This is a genomic window from Ruegeria sp. AD11(2025), from assembly GCF_056542405.1.
The window spans coordinates 40,178-59,284 of record NZ_JBQFZU010000026.1 but is presented as its reverse complement, the minus strand read 5'-3'; the positions used below and the strand labels follow the sequence as shown (position 1 = coordinate 59,284).

Annotated in this window: 22 protein-coding genes; 10 read left to right on the top strand and 12 right to left on the bottom strand. The window is 56.3% G+C overall.

Annotation, left to right across the window (positions count from 1 at the left end; translation table 11 throughout):
• Positions 1-65: 65 nt before the first annotated feature.
• From ACR1XY_RS19540 to ACR1XY_RS19530, 3 genes are all read right to left on the bottom strand, one after another.
• The gene (locus ACR1XY_RS19540) at positions 66-509 is read right to left on the bottom strand and encodes a hypothetical protein (RefSeq protein WP_480595585.1); all 444 of its coding nucleotides are present in this window, start codon (positions 507-509) and stop codon (positions 66-68) included.
• Positions 502-2,460 (bottom strand): DNA topoisomerase IV subunit B, encoded by a 1,959-nt coding sequence (parE, locus tag ACR1XY_RS19535; RefSeq protein WP_480595584.1) that lies wholly within the window; start codon positions 2,458-2,460, stop codon positions 502-504. Before parE ends, ACR1XY_RS19540 begins: the two co-directional genes overlap by 8 nt.
• Before the next feature lie 161 nt (positions 2,461-2,621).
• Entirely contained in the window at positions 2,622-3,455 is an 834-nt protein-coding gene (locus ACR1XY_RS19530; protein WP_480595583.1) for a class I SAM-dependent methyltransferase, read from the bottom strand.
• Between the two features lie 128 nt (positions 3,456-3,583).
• Here ACR1XY_RS19530 and ACR1XY_RS19525 point away from each other — a divergent pair, with 128 nt between their 5' ends.
• Positions 3,584-4,192 (top strand): carboxymuconolactone decarboxylase family protein, encoded by a 609-nt coding sequence (locus tag ACR1XY_RS19525; RefSeq protein WP_480595582.1) that lies wholly within the window; start codon positions 3,584-3,586, stop codon positions 4,190-4,192.
• A gap of 4 nt (positions 4,193-4,196) precedes the next feature.
• On the opposite strand, the gene ACR1XY_RS19520 is transcribed toward ACR1XY_RS19525, so the two are convergent.
• Entirely contained in the window at positions 4,197-5,072 is an 876-nt protein-coding gene (locus ACR1XY_RS19520) for an alpha/beta fold hydrolase (protein WP_480595581.1), read from the bottom strand.
• 123 nt (positions 5,073-5,195) lie between these two features.
• Between ACR1XY_RS19520 and ppk2 the strand changes: the two genes are divergently transcribed.
• Positions 5,196-6,116: a polyphosphate kinase 2 gene (gene ppk2, locus ACR1XY_RS19515; protein WP_480595580.1), complete on the top strand. Its 921-nt coding sequence runs from the start codon at positions 5,196-5,198 to the stop codon at positions 6,114-6,116.
• Between the two features lie 99 nt (positions 6,117-6,215).
• Positions 6,216-7,580 (top strand): MATE family efflux transporter, encoded by a 1,365-nt coding sequence (locus tag ACR1XY_RS19510; protein ID WP_480595579.1) that lies wholly within the window; start codon positions 6,216-6,218, stop codon positions 7,578-7,580.
• Between the two features lie 8 nt (positions 7,581-7,588).
• Here ACR1XY_RS19510 and ACR1XY_RS19505 read toward each other — a convergent pair whose 3' ends face one another.
• Both ACR1XY_RS19505 and ACR1XY_RS19500 read right to left on the bottom strand, forming a co-directional pair.
• On the bottom strand, positions 7,589-7,990 hold the full coding sequence (locus ACR1XY_RS19505) for a hypothetical protein (RefSeq protein ID WP_480595578.1): 402 nt from the start codon (positions 7,988-7,990) through the stop codon (positions 7,589-7,591).
• 13 nt (positions 7,991-8,003) lie between these two features.
• Complete coding sequence (locus ACR1XY_RS19500; protein ID WP_480595577.1) at positions 8,004-9,206, bottom strand: pyridoxal phosphate-dependent aminotransferase; 1,203 nt, start codon at positions 9,204-9,206, stop codon at positions 8,004-8,006.
• A gap of 91 nt (positions 9,207-9,297) precedes the next feature.
• On the opposite strand from ACR1XY_RS19500, the gene ACR1XY_RS19495 reads away from it, so the two are divergent.
• The 3 genes from ACR1XY_RS19495 to ACR1XY_RS19485 all read left to right on the top strand — a co-directional run bounded on the left by ACR1XY_RS19495 (position 9,298) and on the right by ACR1XY_RS19485 (position 10,519).
• Entirely contained in the window at positions 9,298-9,690 is a 393-nt protein-coding gene (locus ACR1XY_RS19495; RefSeq protein WP_480595576.1) for a helix-turn-helix domain-containing protein, read from the top strand.
• Positions 9,687-9,944, top strand: a complete 258-nt coding sequence (locus ACR1XY_RS19490) for a succinate dehydrogenase assembly factor 2 (protein WP_480595575.1) — start codon at positions 9,687-9,689, stop codon at positions 9,942-9,944. The genes ACR1XY_RS19495 and ACR1XY_RS19490 overlap by 4 nt, the downstream gene beginning before the upstream one ends.
• 77 nt (positions 9,945-10,021) lie before the next feature.
• Positions 10,022-10,519 (top strand): MarR family winged helix-turn-helix transcriptional regulator, encoded by a 498-nt coding sequence (locus ACR1XY_RS19485; protein WP_480595574.1) that lies wholly within the window; start codon positions 10,022-10,024, stop codon positions 10,517-10,519.
• Here ACR1XY_RS19485 and ACR1XY_RS19480 read toward each other — a convergent pair whose 3' ends face one another.
• Both ACR1XY_RS19480 and ACR1XY_RS19475 read right to left on the bottom strand, forming a co-directional pair.
• Entirely contained in the window at positions 10,520-11,269 is a 750-nt protein-coding gene (locus ACR1XY_RS19480; protein WP_480595573.1) for a DUF1194 domain-containing protein, read from the bottom strand.
• On the bottom strand, positions 11,266-11,694 hold the full coding sequence (locus tag ACR1XY_RS19475; protein ID WP_480595572.1) for a VOC family protein: 429 nt from the start codon (positions 11,692-11,694) through the stop codon (positions 11,266-11,268). Before ACR1XY_RS19475 ends, ACR1XY_RS19480 begins: the two co-directional genes overlap by 4 nt.
• Before the next feature lie 176 nt (positions 11,695-11,870).
• On the opposite strand from ACR1XY_RS19475, the gene thyX reads away from it, so the two are divergent.
• The 3 genes from thyX (at position 11,871) to ACR1XY_RS19460 (ending at position 14,131) form a co-directional block, all read left to right on the top strand.
• The gene (thyX, locus tag ACR1XY_RS19470) at positions 11,871-12,644 is read left to right on the top strand and encodes an FAD-dependent thymidylate synthase (RefSeq protein WP_480595571.1); all 774 of its coding nucleotides are present in this window, start codon (positions 11,871-11,873) and stop codon (positions 12,642-12,644) included.
• Between the two features lie 125 nt (positions 12,645-12,769).
• The gene (locus tag ACR1XY_RS19465; RefSeq protein ID WP_480595570.1) at positions 12,770-13,603 is read left to right on the top strand and encodes a thymidylate synthase; all 834 of its coding nucleotides are present in this window, start codon (positions 12,770-12,772) and stop codon (positions 13,601-13,603) included.
• A gap of 3 nt (positions 13,604-13,606) precedes the next feature.
• Positions 13,607-14,131 carry a dihydrofolate reductase gene (locus ACR1XY_RS19460; protein WP_480595569.1) on the top strand — a complete coding sequence of 175 codons (525 nt, stop codon included), beginning with the start codon at positions 13,607-13,609 and terminating at the stop codon, positions 14,129-14,131.
• On the opposite strand, the gene ACR1XY_RS19455 is transcribed toward ACR1XY_RS19460, so the two are convergent.
• Complete coding sequence (locus ACR1XY_RS19455; RefSeq protein ID WP_480595568.1) at positions 14,124-14,564, bottom strand: hypothetical protein; 441 nt, start codon at positions 14,562-14,564, stop codon at positions 14,124-14,126. The genes ACR1XY_RS19460 and ACR1XY_RS19455 overlap by 8 nt on opposite strands.
• 96 nt (positions 14,565-14,660) lie before the next feature.
• On the opposite strand from ACR1XY_RS19455, the gene ACR1XY_RS19450 reads away from it, so the two are divergent.
• On the top strand, positions 14,661-15,962 hold the full coding sequence (locus ACR1XY_RS19450; RefSeq protein ID WP_480595567.1) for a PIN domain-containing protein: 1,302 nt from the start codon (positions 14,661-14,663) through the stop codon (positions 15,960-15,962).
• Positions 15,963-16,671: 709 nt separating this feature from the next.
• Here ACR1XY_RS19450 and ACR1XY_RS19445 read toward each other — a convergent pair.
• The 3 genes from ACR1XY_RS19445 to ACR1XY_RS19435 all read right to left on the bottom strand — a co-directional run bounded on the left by ACR1XY_RS19445 (position 16,672) and on the right by ACR1XY_RS19435 (position 19,106).
• Positions 16,672-17,052, bottom strand: a complete 381-nt coding sequence (locus tag ACR1XY_RS19445) for a hypothetical protein (RefSeq protein WP_170337130.1) — start codon at positions 17,050-17,052, stop codon at positions 16,672-16,674.
• A 114-nt stretch (positions 17,053-17,166) separates the two neighbouring features.
• Positions 17,167-18,345, bottom strand: a complete 1,179-nt coding sequence (locus ACR1XY_RS19440; RefSeq protein ID WP_480595566.1) for a carbohydrate porin — start codon at positions 18,343-18,345, stop codon at positions 17,167-17,169.
• Positions 18,342-19,106 (bottom strand): DUF3299 domain-containing protein, encoded by a 765-nt coding sequence (locus tag ACR1XY_RS19435; protein ID WP_480595565.1) that lies wholly within the window; start codon positions 19,104-19,106, stop codon positions 18,342-18,344. Before ACR1XY_RS19435 ends, ACR1XY_RS19440 begins: the two co-directional genes overlap by 4 nt.
• Between the last annotated feature and the right edge of the window lies 1 nt (position 19,107).

The following is a 19,107-nucleotide window of genomic DNA, read 5'->3' as shown; positions in this document are numbered from 1 at the left end:
GCGACCCGCTACGACAGGTGCCCGAAGGTCTTCCTGTCAGCCATCGCCCTCGCAGCACTCGTCATCTATTGGCTATGAGTCCTGACCCTAGGGACATAAATGTTTGTCAAAGACATACTTAGATCATCTCGCCTTAGATTTGCCGTTGCTCCATTTCCTGAATCCACAACTTGTGCATCAAAAACCAGACCATCATTTTTGAGTTCGAAGTGGATTGGTTTGACAAAGTCCTCATCGGTAATCGTGATATCAGTTTTGTTCAGTATCGTAATGCAGTCGGTTACTAGGTGGTCTCCAGTACCTGCTTGAGAGGTGATCTTTAACGAGTAGCCTGTAGGAAGGTCGGAACTCACACGAGTACTTCTCTCCCATTGATAGGAAATCCTTTTTGTTTGAGAATTCCTGTAGTTTCTGATGCCCCAAACAGCTCCTAAAATTGTAATTGTACTTGCTACACCATTAATAAAGCCGCTGTGGCTCAAATATAAGTTGGACAACCAATTAAACATCCAACTCCTCCACAAACCGCGCGTTCTCCTGAATGTACTGGAACCGCAGTTCGGGTTTTTTGCCCATCAGGCGCTCGACCAGGTCGCCGGTCTCGCCGGGTTCGTCCTCGTCGATGGTGACGCGGATCAATTTCCGGGACGCGGGGTCCATCGTGGTCTCTTTCAGGTCCTTGGCGTCCATCTCGCCCAGACCCTTGAAGCGCGAGACGTCGATCTTGCCCTTGCCGCCCAGACCTTTCTCCAGCCACGCGTCGCGCTCGGCCTCGTCCAGACAATAGACGCGCTTGGCACCTTGGGTCAGGCGATACAGCGGCGGGCAGGCGAGGTACAGGTGGCCCGCGTCGATCATCGGCCGCATCTGGGTAAAGAAGAACGTCATCAGCAGCGAGGCGATATGCGCCCCGTCCACATCCGCGTCGGTCATGATGATGACCTTGTCATAGCGCAGATCGTCGACGTTGAACTTGGTGCCAAGCCCGACACCCAGCGCCTGCGTCAGGTCATTGATCTCGGCATTGGTGCCCAGTTTCGAACTGGCCGCGCCCAGCACGTTCAGGATCTTACCACGCAGGGGCAGCAGGGCCTGTGTCTTGCGGTCGCGGCCCATTTTTGCAGACCCACCCGCCGAGTCGCCCTCGACAATGAATAGTTCCGTGCCGTCGCGTGTTGAACTAGAGCAGTCCACCAGCTTGCCGGGAAGACGAAGTTTCTTAGTGGCGGACTTGCGTTGTGTTTCCTTCTCGGCCCGACGGCGCAGACGTTCCTCGGCCCTCAGGATGAGGAAGTCGAGGATCGCGCCGGCGGATTTCGTGTCTGCGGCCAGCCAGTTGTCAAAATGGTCGCGGACCGAGTTTTCCACCAGCCGTTGGGCCTCGACCGTGGCCAGACGGTCCTTGGTCTGACCGACGAATTCCGGTTCGCTGATGAAGCACGACACCAGAGCACAGCCGCCGGTGATCAGATCATCGCGGGTAATCTGACCGGCTTTCTTGTTATTGATCAGCTCGCCATAGGCCTTGATCCCCTTGAGGACCGCAGCCCAGAAGCCCGCCACATGGGTTCCGCCTTCAGGCGTGGGGACGGTGTTACAGTAGGACTGGATGAACCCATCACGCGAGGGCGTCCAGTTGATCGCCCATTCGACCTTGCCCGGCGTTCTGAATTTCTCATTGAAATCCACCGTGCCGGCGAAGGGCTGCTCGGCATAAGTGGAAGAGCCGTTCATCGTCTCCTTCAGGTAATCCGACAGGCCGCCGGGGAAGTGAAAGCTGGCCTCGGTCGGGGTTTCGCCGTCGTCGATGTGGGATTTCCAGCGGATTTCAACACCCGAGAACAGGTAAGCCTTGGAGCGGATGGATTTGAACAGGCGCGCAGGTTTAAAGCGGTGATGGCCAAAGATTTCCTCGTCCGCGTGGAAGGTCACTGTCGTGCCGCGCCGGTTGGGGGCCGCGCCGATTTTCTCGACCGGACCCAAAGGAACGCCGCGCGAGAAGCGTTGTTCGAACAGCGTCTTGTCGCGCGCCACCTGCACGACCATGGAATCCGACAGAGCGTTGACCACGGATGCACCCACGCCGTGCAGACCGCCCGAGGTCTGGTACGCCTTGCCCGAGAACTTGCCGCCTGCGTGCAGGGTGCACAGGATGACCTCAAGCGCCGATTTGTCAGGGAACTTCGGATGCGGATCGATCGGAATGCCGCGCCCGTTGTCGCGCACGGTCAGGGCGTAATCGGCGTGCAGCTCGACCTCGATCCGGTTGGCATGTCCAGCGACGGCCTCGTCCATCGAGTTGTCGAGGATTTCGGCCACCATATGGTGCAACGCGCGCTCATCGGTGCCGCCGATATACATACCAGGGCGTTTTCGGACCGGCTCCAGCCCTTCAAGCACCTCGATCGAGGAGGCGTCATAGGTGGTGGTCGCGCTGGGCGTCAACAGATCGTCGGGCATCGGTGCTGCTCTTGTTTTTAGGTTGGGTCCCATTATGGCAGGTGATGTGGTCCGGGGGAAGAGGGGCGCGAGGTGTTGTGGGCATTTGGCTGTGCTGAACGCGCGAAACATACCGCCCCGTGTCTGTGATTACGGGAGCAACGGTGCTGACTTGCGTGGGCTTATTGAGGTTTTTCAGCGGTCAGGCGCACACCGCCGATGCGCCGCTGCTGCACGTCGTCGACAAATTTCGCGTACATCTTTAGGAAGTCACCCCCCTTGGAGGGATTGCCCGCGCGTTCGGCCTCGGCATCCAGAGTTTGATACATGCTGAGCCGCCGCGCCAGAATATCTCCCCACGGCCCGGTAATGTCGTCGGCTGACACAATCTCGAATCCAGCCTGCCGGAGCAGGGATTCGTATTCAGGAATGCTCAGCAGCGACTGGCAAGCAAAGCGCTGGCGGTATTGTTCCATCTCATCTTCCGGCAAAGGCGTGTGCATCACCCAATCGGTGAAGGCAAAACGACCGCCAGGGCGCAGAACACGAAACACCTCGTGCAGGGCTTTCGATTTGTCGGGGATGTGCAAGAAAGATTCCTGGCTGACCGCAGCGTCGAACTGCGCATCGTCAAGGGGCATATCCATCGCACTGGCCAGAACAGGGCGAATCCGATCCTGCAGCCCGACCAGCGTATTCAGCTCTTGCGCGCCTTTGACTCGGTTGGGGCTGATGTCGACACCAGTCACCTGAACGCCGCGCTCGGACGCGTACCAGCGCGCAGGGCCGCACAGCCCGGCGCAGACATCCAGAACACTGTCCCCTGCGTTCATCCGGGCCTTGTCGGCTAGCCGGGCGTTCGCCTCGAGCCCGTCATAGTGATCCTGATCATAGGGGTAGAGTTCCTTAGGGTTAATACCATCCAGCGAACCACGGATGTCCTTTAACTTTGTCAGAATATGCGGTGCAGAAATCGGGTGATTGGCATACCAGTCCGCGACCGTTTTTTCCGCCATTTCCATCGGATACTCCCCCTTGCCTTACGTCAGCTTAGCCTGACATGGTTGACCAATCCAGTTTCGTCTTGTCGATGGTCGGGGCGACACTGGAGTGGGGATGGAGCGACAAAAAGAAGGGAAACTGTATGAGCTGGATCAAGACTGTTCCGTTCAACCAGGCCAACGGCAAGCTGCGGAAGCTTTACGAACGGGTCACGGGGCCGGGCAACAACGTTGATAACATCATGATGGCACATTCCCTGCGGCCGCATTCGATGGAAGGCCACATGTCGCTTTACAAGAACGTGCTTCATCATTCCGCCAACAAGGTTCCCAAGTGGTTTCTTGAGGTTCTGGGCGTTTGGGTCAGTTCGTTGAACCAGTGCGGGTATTGTGTTGAGCATCATTTCAGCGGTCTTCAACGGTTGTTGAAAGACCCGGATCGGGGTCATGCTATCCGCACCGCGATCGAGGCGGGGTCTCTGAGCGCCGCTCCGTTGGATGAGGCGCAGATCGCGGCGATGAATTATGCACGCAAGCTTACCGAAGCTCCGGCGGAAATGGTTAAGGCGGATGTTCAGGCCCTGCGGGATGCTGGCTGGGATGACGGCGAGATTCTCGAGATCAATCAGGTCTGTGCTTACTTCGCCTATGCGAACCGGACGGTTCTGGGATTGGGCTGCTCGACTGACGGAGACATTCTGGGCCTGTCGCCGAGTAACTCGGACGACCCCGAGGATTGGGGGCATTCGTAAGCGGTTAGTCCGCGAGCCAGTCCAGAATGGCCTGTGCAACGGCCTTCGGTTTCTGATGATGCAGCCAGTGGTCGGTGCCTGGGATTACGACGCGGGTCAGGTCGGGTGCGAATTCTTCCAAACCCGCAGTGGCCTCGGGCAGCAGAGCTTTGTCGTCAGGCCCCCACAGCAGCAGGTGCGGACAACGGACCATCAGGCGGTCCAGCGGCAAATCGGGCAGATCGGTGCGGGGCTCTCCGGGTATGGCGACGACCAAAGGCGAGGCGCGGTACCAGTTCAGCATCGCCTCAAGCCGACCGGGCCGGGCCCATTCGGAGCGATAGTCCTGCATACGTTCCTCCGACAGCCAATCGACGCCCATGCCAAAGCGAAAGAACTGTTCGAGTCGCGCGAAATTGTCAGCCGAGAAGTGTGACGCAGCATCCGGCGCGCGCAGGACGTTGATATATTGCGATGCCTCGGATTGCGCGCCACCGGCTGCCATGGCGCGTTGAAACGGCCCCGGGTGGACGCCGTTTGCGATGATCAGGTGGCTGACCAGCTCAGGGCGGAACATGGCCAGACCATAGGCCACTGAGGCACCCCAATCGTGCCCCAAGATGCAGGTCGGTGCTTCGAACTGTTCAATCAGCGCCGCCACGTCCGAGACCAGTCGCGACAGTGCATAATGGTCAACCCTGTCCGGACACCAGCTTTGCCCATAGCCGCGCTGGTCCGGTGCGATGCAATGAAAATGGTTGGCCAGATGTGGGGCCAGATCGCTCCAGGCCCCGCCATATTCGGGAAAGCCGTGCAACATCACCAAAGGCGGCAGGTCGGGTTCGCCCCAGCGCCGCAGAAAGAAGGACTGGCCGTTCAGGTCGACGATGTCGGTGTTCATTGCAACCTTCCTCTTTCTCCTCGAATTGATGGGTTTTTCGCGCATCAATTTGACGCCAATCAAAGCGAATAACAGCGTCTTCTGCTAGTCGTGTCCGCGGATAGTGAAAAAAGGAAAGACTGAATGGAAGCTGTTGTAAAAATCGAAGAAACACAATCCCCCGTCAAAATCTCGCCAACATCGAAAACCGCGCCTTCTCAGCCCAGCCCCGAGAAAATTCGGCAGGCGTTTGAAAGTGGCAAATACCCCTATGGCCGCAAGATGGCGCGCAAATCCTATGAGGCGCAAAAGGCTGAGCTGCAAGCTGAATTACTGAAGGTTCAGTTGTGGGCGCAGGAATCCGGTCAGCGATTTGTGCTGCTGTTCGAAGGTCGAGACGCGGCCGGCAAGGGCGGCACAATCAAACGTTTCATGGAGCACCTGAACCCGCGTCAGGCGCGCGTTGTGGCCCTGAACAAGCCGACCTGGGAGGAAAAGGGTCAGTGGTACTATCAGCGCTATGTTCAGGAACTTCCGACGGTTGGCGAAATGGTGTTCTACGACCGGTCCTGGTACAACCGCGCAGGTGTTGAGCGCGTCATGGGGTTCTGCTCGCCAAACGAATACCTTGAGTTCATGCGTCAGACGCCGGATCTTGAGCGGATGTTGGTCCGTTCGGGCATTCAGCTTTACAAATACTGGTTCTCTGTCACGCAGTCCGAGCAACAGCGCCGGTTCAAAAGCCGTGAGACTGATCCGCTGAAACAGTGGAAACTGTCGCCGATTGACAAGGCCAGCCTCGACAAGTGGGATGATTATACCGAGGCGAAAGAGGCTATGTTCTTCTACACGGACACTGCGGACGCGCCCTGGACAATCGTAAAATCGAACGACAAGAAACGCGCTCGTCTGAATTGTATGCGCCATTTCCTGTCGACGCTGGACTACCCGGACAAGGATCACGGTATCGTGGGGCAACCCGATCCTCTGATCGTAGGGCAGGCCCATCACGTGATCCATCGATCCGAGCATATTCTGGGCAATACCCTGCACCCGGAAACGTAGTGACCGGTTAGGCCGACTGTTAGTGCACCGATAGTCTCAACCTGAAATTTACCTTATCACCTCTTGTCCCGGCCTTTGGCCGGGCATAAGGCTGATGGGATGAACAAGGTGATGACATATCGCGGCCATTTTCGGGCCATTGCCGTGCTGGGCTTTCCGTTGATCGGCGGGCATCTGGCGCAGTTCGCGATCGGACTGACCGACACGGTCATGCTGGGCTGGTACGGGGTCGAGGCTCTGGCTGCCGTGACACTGGCAAGCAGCTATTACTTCGTGCTGTTTCTGTTCGGCGCAGGGTTTGGCTGGGCAGTGATGCCCATGGTGGCAACGGCCGCCGCCGAAGAGGATGAGACCAGCATTCGCCGCTCAACCCGCATGGGGCTGTGGTTGTCTCTGATTTATGCGACGTTGATGATGCCACTCTTATGGTGGTCCCAACCCATCCTGATCGCCTTGAAGCAAGACCCGCAAGTCGCTGAAACTGCTTCACAATACCTGCGTGTTGCGGGGTGGGGCCTGTTCCCGGCGCTGTTGGTGATGGTGCTGAAATCCTATCTGGCCGCGCTTGAACGGACTCAGATCGTACTGTGGATCACCGTCACCGCAGCGGTGGTGAACGCGGTGACGAACTATGCGCTGATCTTCGGCAACTGGGGCGCGCCCGAATTGGGGGTGATGGGCGCGGCCATCGCCTCGGTCTTGACGCAGATCGTGTCGCTGGTCTTTGTGGTGATTTATGCGGTGCGTGTGTTGCCGGAACACAGCCTGTTCCAACGTTTCTGGCGCCCGGATTGGGAGTTTTTTTTCAGCGTCCTGCGCCTTGGCGTACCCATCGGCCTGACGACGCTGGCCGAGGTCAGCCTGTTCGCCATGTCGGCCATCATGATGGGTTGGCTGGGGCAGGTGCCGCTGGCGGCACATGGGATCGCGCTGAACCTGGCCTCGGCCACGTTCATGGTGCATTTGGGGCTGTCCAATGCGGCAACGATCCGGGCGGGGAATGCCCTTGGGCGCAAAGACCGCCCGCATCTGGAAAAGGGTGCGATCGCGGTGACGGGCATGTCTCTGGTGGTATCCGTATTCACGGTTATCCTGTTCCTGACCTGTGCCGAACCGCTGATTTCGCTGTTCATGGAATCAGACGATCCGCAGCGCCCGCAAATCCTGGCCATCGGCACCGGGCTGCTGGCCATGGCCGCTCTGTTCCAACTGGTGGACGGGGCGCAGGTGATTGCGCTGGGCCTGTTGCGCGGATTGCAGGACGCCAAGGTGCCGATGGTGATGGCCGGACTCAGTTATTGGGTCGTGGGGATACCGGCGTCGTACTACTTTGGCTTCGTGCAGGGTATGGACGGGATCGGCATCTGGCTGGGCCTCGTGCTTGGCCTTGCCTGCGCCGCCGTTCTGCTGATGGCGCGGTTCTGGATGCGATCGGTCCGTGGGGTTGGCGTTCCGGCCGAATAGCCTCCCGGTCAGCCCTTGGTCAGCCGATCCGCCTTTTTGCGCACCAGTACGGTGCGCAGATCGTGCATCGCCAGCAGCAATCGGTCGGTGACATCCTCGAGTTGTTCTTCCGACGCCTTGGACTGCGCCCATTGCGTTGTCAGGTTCATGTAGTCGACCGCGCGATGAATGTCGTCGATATCGCGCTGCGCCAACAGGGCTTTGCGTTCCTCTATCCAGCGAGCAATTTCTGTATGGTCGGATTCGGTTAGGGCGCGCTGGCCTTGCGGTTTCACCTCGCCGTTGCGAATGTTGATGACCGCGATCTGATCCATCTCGATCCGCCGCTGGCGATTTTCAGTGTCGATCCTGAAAACAACCGCGCCGTTTTCACGGATACGGAAATAGTATTCTGGCAGTTCTGCGGTCATCGGGGTCTCCGGCTCAGGTCAGGGACGCGCAGAAGCGCTGAATGCGCGTGCAGGCTTCGGACAGGGCCTCATCCGAGGTTGCATAGCTGACGCGGAAGTTCGGCGACAAGCCGAAGGCCGCGCCGAACACGACGGCCACGTCTGCCTCTTCCAGCAGGGCGGTAGCGAAAGCCTCATCCGAGTCGATCACCGTGCCCGCCGGTGTGGTCTTACCGATCAGCCCGGCGATTGAGGGGTAGACATAGAACGCGCCTTCGGGGGTGGGGCAGGTGATGTCGTCGATTTCGTTCAGCATCCGTACGACCAAATCGCGGCGACGTTTGAAGGTTTCGTTGTTCGGGGCCAGAAACGCTTGCGTACCATTCAGCGCCTCGACCGCAGCCCATTGGCTGACCGAGCAAGGGTTCGATGTAGACTGTGACTGGATCTTGCGCATCGCGGCAATGATCTCAACCGGACCGGCGGCATACCCAATCCTCCATCCGGTCATGGCATAGGCTTTCGAGACCCCGTTGCAGGTCAGCGTGCGGTCAAAGAGGCCGGGTTCGACTTCGGCCGGGGTGCAGAATTCGAAACCGTCGTAGGCCAGGTGCTCATACATGTCGTCGGACATGATCCAGACATGCGGATGGCGCATTAATACATCGGTCAGCGCCTTCAACTCGTCACTGCTGTACCCCGCGCCGGTCGGGTTGGACGGTGAGTTGAAGATGAACCACTTGGTCTTGGGCGTGATTGCGGCCTCAAGCTGTTCGGCGGTCAGCTTAAAGCTGTTTGCCAGCGTCGTTTCGACCACAACCGGAGTGCCCCCGGCCAACAGCACCATATCAGGATAACTGACCCAATAGGGTGCGGGGATAATGACCTCATCGCCGTCATTCATTGTCGCCATGAGGGCGTTGTACAGGGTCTGCTTGCCTCCGGTCCCAACCGAGATCTGCGCAGGCGTGTAATCCAACCCATGGTCGCGTTTCATCTTGGCACAGGCGGCTTGTTTCAGCTCGGGGATGCCGTCTGGCGCGGTGTATTTGGTCTTACCCGCCGCGATCGCCGCCACTGCCGCGTCCTTGATGTTCTGCGGAGTGTCAAAATCCGGCTCGCCCGCGCTCAGGCCGATCACGTCGCGACCGGCGGCTTTCAGCTCAGCCGCTTTTGCTGTCATTGCAATGGTCGGAGAGGGTTTTACGCGTGACAGTGTCGCAGACAGGAAACTCATGGTCGACCTCGGTTTGTATGTTCAACCTGTCTGTCATAGGGTGCGCCCGAATGACGATCAAGCTGTATGAATAATGAATTAGGAGACCCCGATGAGCGACGAAACCGACTGGTATGGAGCAGATGCAGCGACTTTCGGGGACAGGCTGGCGGGCGCGCGTGAGGCCGCAGGGATGACACAGTCCCAGCTGGCCCGGCGCCTGGGGGTCAAGAAGGCAACGATCGCGGCCTGGGAAAACGATCTGTCCGAACCACGCGCCAACCGATTGTCGATGATGGCGGGCATGATCAACGTCTCGATCATGTGGCTGCTGACTGGCGAGGGTGAGGGCATGGAAGCCCCGGTCGACGAGGCCGAGGGCGATCTGGAACTGGTGGACGCAGTGGCAGAACTGCGTGCCATCCGCGGGGAGATGCGCGCCAGTGCTGAGCGTGCCGCGCGGCTGGAAAAGCGACTGCGATTGATGTTGGAGTCGGCCCAGTGACCGAAACGCGCGAAGTCCGGATCAAGCGCATGCAGATGCGCTCAATGCGGCGCGGTATCAAAGAGATGGACCTGATCCTTTCTGCCTATGCCGAACGCAATCTGGATAAGATGGATACGGCGGGTCTAGACCTGTACGACGCCATGCTGCATGAAAACGATCAGGACCTCTATCAATGGGTCACGGGTCAGGTTCAACCGCCCGGTGTTTTTGCCGACCTCATCGCGGATATCGCGCAGACCTTTCAAAAATAAAGAAAACCCGGCTTAACCGATTTTTCGGGATTTCGATTCATGCTGCCTGAAACAGCGCGAGTGAATCGGAGGATCGGATGAGTATGGAAATGCAGGTCTCCGCGCCGGAAACCAAGGGGTTTATGACCAGCTATCTCGAGGCGCTCGCTTTGGTCGAGCGTCTGCACCGCCTGCTGCTGGACGTCATCAAGGATGAGTTCGAGCGTGTCGGAGTGTTGGAGATCAACGCTGTTCAGGCCTTATTGCTATTCAATATCGGTGACCATGAGGTGACGGCGGGCGAACTTAAAAGCCGTGGCTATTATCAAGGCAGCAACGTCAGCTACAACCTCAAGAAGCTGGTTGAAATGGGCTACATGCACCACCAGCGCTGCGAGATCGACAGGCGCTCGGTCCGGGTTCGTTTGACCCCGCGCGGGCGGGAAATCCGCGATATCGTGTCCAAGCTGTTCTCGCGCCATGCCGAAGGGTTGCAGACCCGTGGCGTGCTGGGGCTGGAAGGGATCGACGACATCACCATGTCTCTGCGCCGGGTCGAGCGGTATTGGACCGACCAGATCCGGTATATCTACTGATCAGGGGCGCGGGATGGGATTTGCGTTGGGAAGGTCCAGTCCTTGCATCCTTTTCGCGGCGTCCTGCAGAGCGCCGATTTGCAACCCCTTCAGTTCCCGCTCCAGTTTGCGCCGCATCGCGCGTTCGAAATCCTCGAACCCCTGCGCAATTTCCAGAAACGCGCCGGGCCCGTGCAGGACGTTGTTTTCGAAAAACGGGATCAGGTACAGCTCGCCCTCGAAATCGGCGGCATTGATGACCAAACCGTTGACGACCGTGTTCTGAAAGGGAAAGTGTCTATAGGCCGAGTCCGGGCCATAGCCGTCATTGTTCGACCCATCGCCCGACAGATCGATGGTTTGAAACAAACAGGGCGGGGCCTTCTGCATCAGGGTTGCACCGAAGGCCAGCGCATATCCCATCGCTGTTGCCGAGCCACTATCGGACCGGATCGATTGCTGCACGGTCGCCGCCGCGGCGAAAAGGTCGGCCTGCGTGTAGATCATCGTCCAGTTCAGAATGACGCGCTGGGTGGATCGACCGCTCCATTCATACACGGCGAGCGCAACCGGCATAGGCGAGGAAAAGAACGCCTCGGTAACCTCGGGCGCGACAAGCGCGGCGGCCAAGCCCTGCCGCTGCAGGGCGTCTTCGTTTGCGTCTACCGAAGTGGAGATGTCCATGGCCAAAGCCAGGGCCAGACGGCAGGTTTCGGCCCGAAGCGGGCTGGCCAGAACGGCTAGCCCCAGTGCTGTCAGCCAGCGGATCACCAGTGGCCGGTGCTTTCCATGCTGGCCCAGGGCTCCGCGGGTTTCAACGCATCGCCGTTCTGTAGAAGTTCGACGGAAATGTTGTCCGGGGACCGCACAAACGCCATACGTCCATCGCGCGGCGGGCGATTGATCACGACGCCACTGTCCTGTAGGTGCTGACAGACTTCGTAGATGTTATCGACACCGTAGGCCAAGTGTCCGAAATGGCGGCTGTCGCTCGGCAGAGCGTCGTCGCCATCCCAGTTATAAGTCAGCTCGATCGGCCGATCCTCTTGCCCAGGAGGCGCCATGAAGATCAGAGAAAACCGTCCGGCCTCGCTGTCATAGCGGCGGGTTTCCTTCAGGCCTAGTAACTCATAAAACGCCATCGACTTTTCCAGATCCTTCACGCGGACCATGGTGTGAAGATATGTCAGCCCCATCTGCGGCTTCCTTTCTGTTCAGGTGATGCGCAGCAGCTTAGCGCGCGGACATTGCGTGTCGAGGGGCAGCAGGGACACATTTTGAATTTTGAAGAAATGAGCGCACATATCGCGGTTCCGGTCCGGGAATTGCCGAGATATAGTGGTGGGCGACTCATTGCTGGATAGGAGATTCCATGCCGCTGTCCTCTGACCAACTGGCCGAGATCGAAGCGCAAAGGGCGCAATCGCATCCAACACGCCGCGTTGTGGCTGCGGGTATGGAAGAGCATCTTTACACTGCCCATCAAGTGCTGGACCACGGTTTTGTGCGCGTGATCGACTATATGGGCGATGACGCGGCGATCTGTCAGGCGGCGCGGGTGTCTTATGGCAAGGGCACCAAATCGGTGCAGAATGACGAGGGCCTGATCCGCTATCTGATGCGTCACTGGCACTCGACCCCGTTCGAGATGTGCGAGATCAAGCTGCTCGTCAAACTTCCCGTGTTCGTGGCCCGGCAATGGATTCGCCACCGCACGGCAAATGTAAACGAATACTCCGCGCGCTACTCGATTCTCGACCGTGAGTTCTATATCCCAGCGCCCGATCATGTCGCGGCGCAGTCCGAGGTGAACAATCAGGGCAGGGGCGATGCGCTGCAGGGGGAAGAGGCCGCGCGGGTTCTTGAAGTGCTCAAGGCCGACAGCGCGCGGTGCTACGACAACTATGAGGCGATGATCAGCCAGGATGGTCAGCAGGGGTTGGCACGCGAACTGGCGCGGATGAATTTGCCCGCAATTATCTATACGCAGTGGTACTGGAAAGCTATAGGTGCTGTGAATACTCCCAATTTATGGAAAATGCTTTCCAAGTCAGTAAGTTACGAAAAAGTGGGAAGTAGCTTTCCCGTTATTGGTCTGACTGGTTTTTTCAAACGAGGAAAGTTGGGGCGGCTAGGTGCTGTTTGAAATATCGTGCCGCGTAGACAGGTCTCGTTCCCAGATTAGTCTGAGTGAACGTCAATGTGACTGCACGATGCTTTTAGCTTTGGGCCAGTGATGTCCAAGCTGAAGAAAGAAAGGCGAGGGCAAAGTTGAAGCAGTATCTAGATGCATTGAACACCATTCTAGAATGTGGTGAGGAATCAACCGACCGCACGGGTACGGGCACAATCTCGTTATTCGGCTTGCAGTCGCGCTATCGGTTGGCGGATGGTTTTCCTTTGGTAACTACCAAGAAGCTACACTTAAGATCAATTATTCATGAACTTTTATGGTTCATAGCTGGCGACACCAACATCAAATATTTGAACGACAATGGTGTCACGATTTGGGACGAATGGGCTGACGAAAATGGTGATCTGGGTCCAGTATATGGCCATCAATGGCGAGCCTTCCCCACACTTCAACCGACTGGGCAGGTAAAGGATGATGAACCCCTGTACTTCGGGAGGGGAGTTGACCAGATCACGCAGCTTATCGAAACGATAAAGTCCACGCCCGATAGTCGCCGCCTCATTGTGTCTGCATGGAATCCGGGAGATGTTCCGCGCATGGCGCTCCCTCCTTGCCATACAATCTGGCAAGTTCGGGTCTTGAACGGTCGTATGCACCTTCAGCTCTACCAGCGGTCAGCTGACATGTTCCTTGGCGTGCCATTCAACATTGCATCCTATGCGTTGCTTCTAGTGATGCTCGCTCATGTTACTGGCTACGAAGCGGGTGATTTTGTGCACACTATTGGAGATGCCCACATATATTCCAACCATATGGATCAGGTGAAATTGCAGCTTACTCGCAAGCCGAAAAAGCTGCCGACTATCCGCATCAAACGCGATGTGTCGTCCATATTTGATTTCCGATACGAGGACTTCGAGATCGTTGATTATGATCCTGAACCCGCGATCCCTGCGCCAGTGGCGGTCTAAGCAATGATTACTTTGATCGTCGCGCGTGCCGAAAATGGCGCAATCGGCCGAAATGGCGATATCCCCTGGCATCTTCCCGAGGACTTGAAGTCCTTTCAGCGAGAAACACTCGGCGGTGCACTGATAATGGGACGTAACACGTGGGATAGCCTTCCGGTAAAACCGCTGCCAAAGCGCCTAAATATCGTTGTATCTTCACGGCCTGACGCCGCGGATCTTGTGGCTCCCTCGGTGGCCGCGGCCGTTAAGATCGCCGCCGATGCGGGATATGATCGAATTTATGGCATCGGAGGAGCACGGATTTACCAAGAGATGATCCCACTAGCGAATAGGTTGATGATTTCCGAGGTCGACATTCAAGTCCAAGATGCCGATACATTTTTCCCCAGTTTTGACCTGGAGGCCTGGCGTTTGATCAACAAGCGGCTACTACGGTCAGACGGGCCAAAGTGTTGTTTGCACGAGTACCTGAGGCGTGGGGCTCAGCTAATTCAGCTGGATACCCAGGAAGCAAACATGCTTAGCTGACTACCGCAAGTAGCGGAGAGTGCTTTTGCCTTTGTCCGTAAAGATCGAAAACCCTTCGCAGGTGAGTGAAGAATTTTCCGTATTGAAGGTTATTGGCGCGCTCGGTCTTTTCGAACAAGATTTCGTCTTCTTCCAAAATCGACAGGTGCGGCTGTCCACTGTACTTGGATTTCGGTCTGCCTACTTCCTTTCCGGGTTTTTCGTTTGTAACAATTCTTGGCTTAACAAAGGTCACCTGTTCCTTTTCACGCACCTCTCTTTGGAGCATTTGAGCTTCAACTCTGTCGACTATTTCAATTACCCGAGATTCTGACAGTTGGATCTTTCGCAGAAGCTCGCCGCCGCTGATGAACTCGTCCAAGAAATGATCAACCTTGATCTGCGCGGTGAAAGTGAAGAGCAAATCTGGTTCGCCCATTTCTTGATGAAACATGGGTATCCTGAGCGAGCGATATCAACCGCATACGCAGCACTGAGCGCAGGGCCCAACGAGGCTGAACCCCACAGCGGCTATTGTGGGCTGATACAGATGAATACGCGTCTCGGACCAAACGAGCGAGTGGTTCCATCTGTACCACAAGTCAGTGGCGATAGCTGGGTTGCAATCACAAGGGACAACGGAGAACGTCGAGAATTCCTAATTTCCGCCGAGCCAGAGAAAGAAGCGCGGCATCTATTTGGTTTGGTCGTCGATACTTCGAATGAGCTGGCACAGATGTGCATAGGAAAGAGCGTTGGCGAAAGTTTTCAGTTTGCAGGTGTTATTGCTCAACAATTATCGGAATGGACAGTCTCTGAAGTAAAACACAAGTATTCTCAAGCTTGCCACATCATAATGGATGAGTTTGACATTCGGTTTCCCGGCTCACGCCAGATGTCCAAGATGGCTATGGCGGACGGCGACGTTCAACCGGTGCTTGACTACATCCGCGGTTATGCTGAGCAGCATCAAAAAGCGTCGGAATATTACACAAAACAGGGTTTTCCAATCAGCATTTTGGCGGCTTTGAAAGGCGGAACTTCAATTGAATACGCTGGTTATCTGCGTAGCCTCGGGTCGGATATTATAGTGTGCCGTGGTTTCGCGGACGAGCGTGGCAGCGCGCTCGAACTAATCGCTCAAAAGCGTGTCGAAGGAACGACCATCGATGCTCTGATCGCTTGGACTATTTATTGGGCAGACGCTTTTGATGTGGTCAAGCGAGTTTTTGGCCGAATTCGGATCTCGCAAACGTGCCTTGACGAATTGACGAGAATGGCTGTCGAGTCCGAAGACAACTCTGTTGGTAGGCTTTCGCTTACCTGGAAAGACGGGCGGTATTTTCGTGAAGAGCATTCAGCAGAAGAAATTGCCGCGTACCATGAGCGATTGTTGAAGGTACGGGACCACGTCGTTGGCTTCTGCGAAATCGTACCAAGCGAAGCTCCCGACGACATACCCGAGATGTCACAGGAGCTGATCAGCAGCTTTTCTGTCGATTTACTTGATCCGGCTTTCGCTGCGCTTGGTCAAGGTTTGCTGTTGTCGGAGGATGTGTTTTATCGACAGCTAGTTAATCAAAAGTTCGGAATCCAGGGTGTGTGGCTGCAAGCAGTATTGATGTTCGCGTTGCAGGAGGGTTTTCTAGAATTTGACGCCTACTGCGCTCAGTGCGTGTTTCTAGCTCGAAGCGGGCACGTTCACTTTGCTGTGACTTCGGATGTACTGGCGAACGTGGCGCGGCAAGAAGGTAAAGAAACCTCAGGTGATTTCGAAGCTCTGTCCAACGTCCTCGGCACGCCCGATGCGGATGTCTATTCTCATTTTCAGGTCGCATATGCTGCAATTTAAAAAATCTGGGGTGTCTGTGACCTCACGATAAGACAAAGGCGTCGCTTTTCTGGAACGCTGATCTCTAAGTTGATTAGGAACCGCAAGGAGGATTGGGCTTACGCGTTGAGTGCACTTTATATCTTAATGCATAGCGACTTTCGTCAATTCTTGCAGGAATGGATGCGAAATCAGTCGCTCCCTAAAGAGGAATTTGATGCAGCGTTTTTGGCCGCATTGAAGGCTCGCCATTCAGACTAAGCATCTCTTAGATGAGACGTTTCCTTAGTTCACCTGTGCCCTATCGCTTATCTAGCGCTGTCCGCCTTGGGCTGCGACCAGCCAATAATGCAAGCTGCAGAGAACGGCGGTACTGAGCCCACTTTGACCGATGCTGCGGGATGCCCCAGTTACGGCAATGCGCAGAAAGCAGACTTTGCAAAGTCCGGTTGACCACATTGTCCACCAAAGGCGACAGTTCTGCTTCGCGACTGGGCTATACATAGCCCTCAAAGCGTATTGTTTGCGGGACTTCAGTTGCACCGTTTTCCTGAGCGAGTAGGGCGCGTGCTGACGAAAAGGTAGCAAGCGCAAAAAGAACAAGAAGGGCCTTTATCATCGTAGCGCCTCGGATCCGGGTTTTGAACTTGGGCCGGGGTTCACAAATGATCGCCCCGGCCAGCGTCAGGGCAAACGAGGTAGTTCTTGCCCTGAAACATCGTACTTTCGCCTAATTTAGAAGATCACCGACGATGCCGACGGCATCGACCACGGTAGACAGGTCATTCGTAACTTCGAGGACTTCGTCATCGACCAGAATGTAGCGGTTTCCTTTGCCCGGCTCCCCAAGCTTCCATTTGGAAAGGTCCCCAATATCCTCGAACTCCAGGTCAGATGGGAGCTTGGCACCGCGCGTGTAGCGCTTGATCTGTCCAGGTGGTACAGCTTTTGGGCCTTTGCCGGGTTTGTCTTCTATCTGAATGCTGACATCACCGTTCTTGCCCCCCTTGTTCGGCTTTTTACCCTTGTTGTCTTTGGCATGGGCATCGCTGCCTCCAAGGATGAAAAACACAACTGCTAAGGCTGCAAGAATTCCGTATGCAATCTTCATAGATTGTTCCTTTGCTTCCCAACTTCATTCGACCGGCGTTGAAAATTCCGGCACGCGCTTGATCTCTCTTAGTTGCCCTTTGGCACACCCCTTAGTGACTGCCTTCACCCCGCATTAGAAAACGATCCGGGTTCTTAGACCGAACAGGGTAATCCGGTCCTGATCGGGATTTAGAAGCGGGTCGGAAATGAATTGTACCGATGGCGTGATCTTCAGTCCGGGTGAGATTGAAAAGCGGTAGAAAGCTTCAAGCGTGAACTGATCGCCATCTATGCCTCTTGCTTCGGCCCAGTTTAGGCCCAGACCGGCCAAATCGGTGTTGCGACCATAGTAACCGAGACCGGCAGAAATCGACCGTTCATAAAGCGCTGCGGTTCCCTTCGAGGCCCCTGCACGGAAGAACGGCATCCATTTATTGTCAACAAACCATGCGGCGGAAAACGCTGCGCCGTAATCTTCTGCTCGACTGCCATCGTCAGCCGCATCCGCATGCCAGAGGGTCAGATGGATATTGTCGAAGTAGATGCGATCAAAGCCGGACGTGTACCCAAGTTCGAGCGACTTGAAGAGATTGCCGTCGCTAAACACATCAAAGTTTGGATCGGACGGGTCGGCGTTTGCGTCTGATACGCTGGCAACGGCGTAGAGGTTCTCGCTCAGCTTTACCCCACCGGCAATACCAAGGCCTTGGTTGGGCGTGTTGATTGTCGGGTTGGTATTGAAAGACAGGTTTTGAAAACCACTGTAGGGGCTTACCAACCCGTAGATATCCACAAAGTCCGTTACATCAATCTGGCCGACTTGCAGCGCCCACGACCCATTCTCAGCCCTTTGGGTCCAGAACAAATTGGTCAGAAGCAAACCGTTGTCATTGAAGGCTGTTCCCGTGATTGAAAGGGCTCCGCCATCCAGCCCGAGAAATTGCGGAGCAACGTCAGTATAACTGTGCCTGTCTTCGATCTTGAATGTCAGAGACCCCCGTTCAGTTGCCTGCCAACTGCCGTAGAACCGCGCAATTCCGCTGGCTGCTTCGCCGGTTCCCAGATCAGCATCCGTGGTTTGGCCCAATGCCAGGTAGTCAATGTTGAACCGAAAACCACCCTCAGCCAGTCGGTCTTTCCGCTGAAACCAACCCGGTGCGATGTTGCGTGGAAAATCGGAACGATATTGCGGATCGGTGAGCCCGTCTCCGGGCGCAAGATCGGCTTCGACTGAAGATGGCCCGGATAGTCCCTGAGCCGACGCTGCGCCAGCAAATGCAATGCTCAATGCGGCAACCAGAAGTCTTATCATTTTGACGCCTGTGCCCCACCGGTCTTGCGATTTCCTGCCGCGCGGATGCGATCAGCAGCACGCTGCTTCCATTCCAACCTGTCTGCCTCGGTTTCCAGAGTTTCGACACGTTCCGCCTCTAGCTGGAAAGTCGCATTCATAGGCATGAGGCCATCCACAACCATCATATTATGAACGGAAGGATCGATAGTCAGCGTGCCTGTCAGCCGAACGGGTTCGTGGAAATAGCTAGGCGCCCAGTCCCCGTTCAACCGCACACGGATCATCTGGTTAGGCGGAGGTGGAGGCATGTGGCTGCACATCCCTCTTTCTGGCACCAAATACGCCACAGGCCGGCCGTCCGGATCGCTCGGAGCAGGAATGGCAAAGCCCGCGAGTGTGATTGTTCGGCCGTCGAATTGCGGGTTTCCGCTCGTTCCAGCCTTTCTTCGACGTTCAGTCACAACCTCGCGCTGATCGAGTAACCAGTCGACGTCAATTCCGCCTGACACCAAGGCGTCTTCGGTCTCTGCTAAAAGCAATTGCCATTTCTGCCGTTCTTCGGCGCTGCCAACCTCCTGCTGCAACCTGCCGCGTATACGCACAACGAAAAGAACATCGTCGAACTGTTCAGGGCTGAGATCACGATAGGGGTCATCAAAGACCTGCGCAGACGGATCTAGCAGGTCTGCCCAGTCCAACGCGGTTCCAGGCGTCGCCGCAGCATCATAACCGCACAAAACCAACCCTGCGAATACTGCGGAGCAAAACCAATTTCGCATG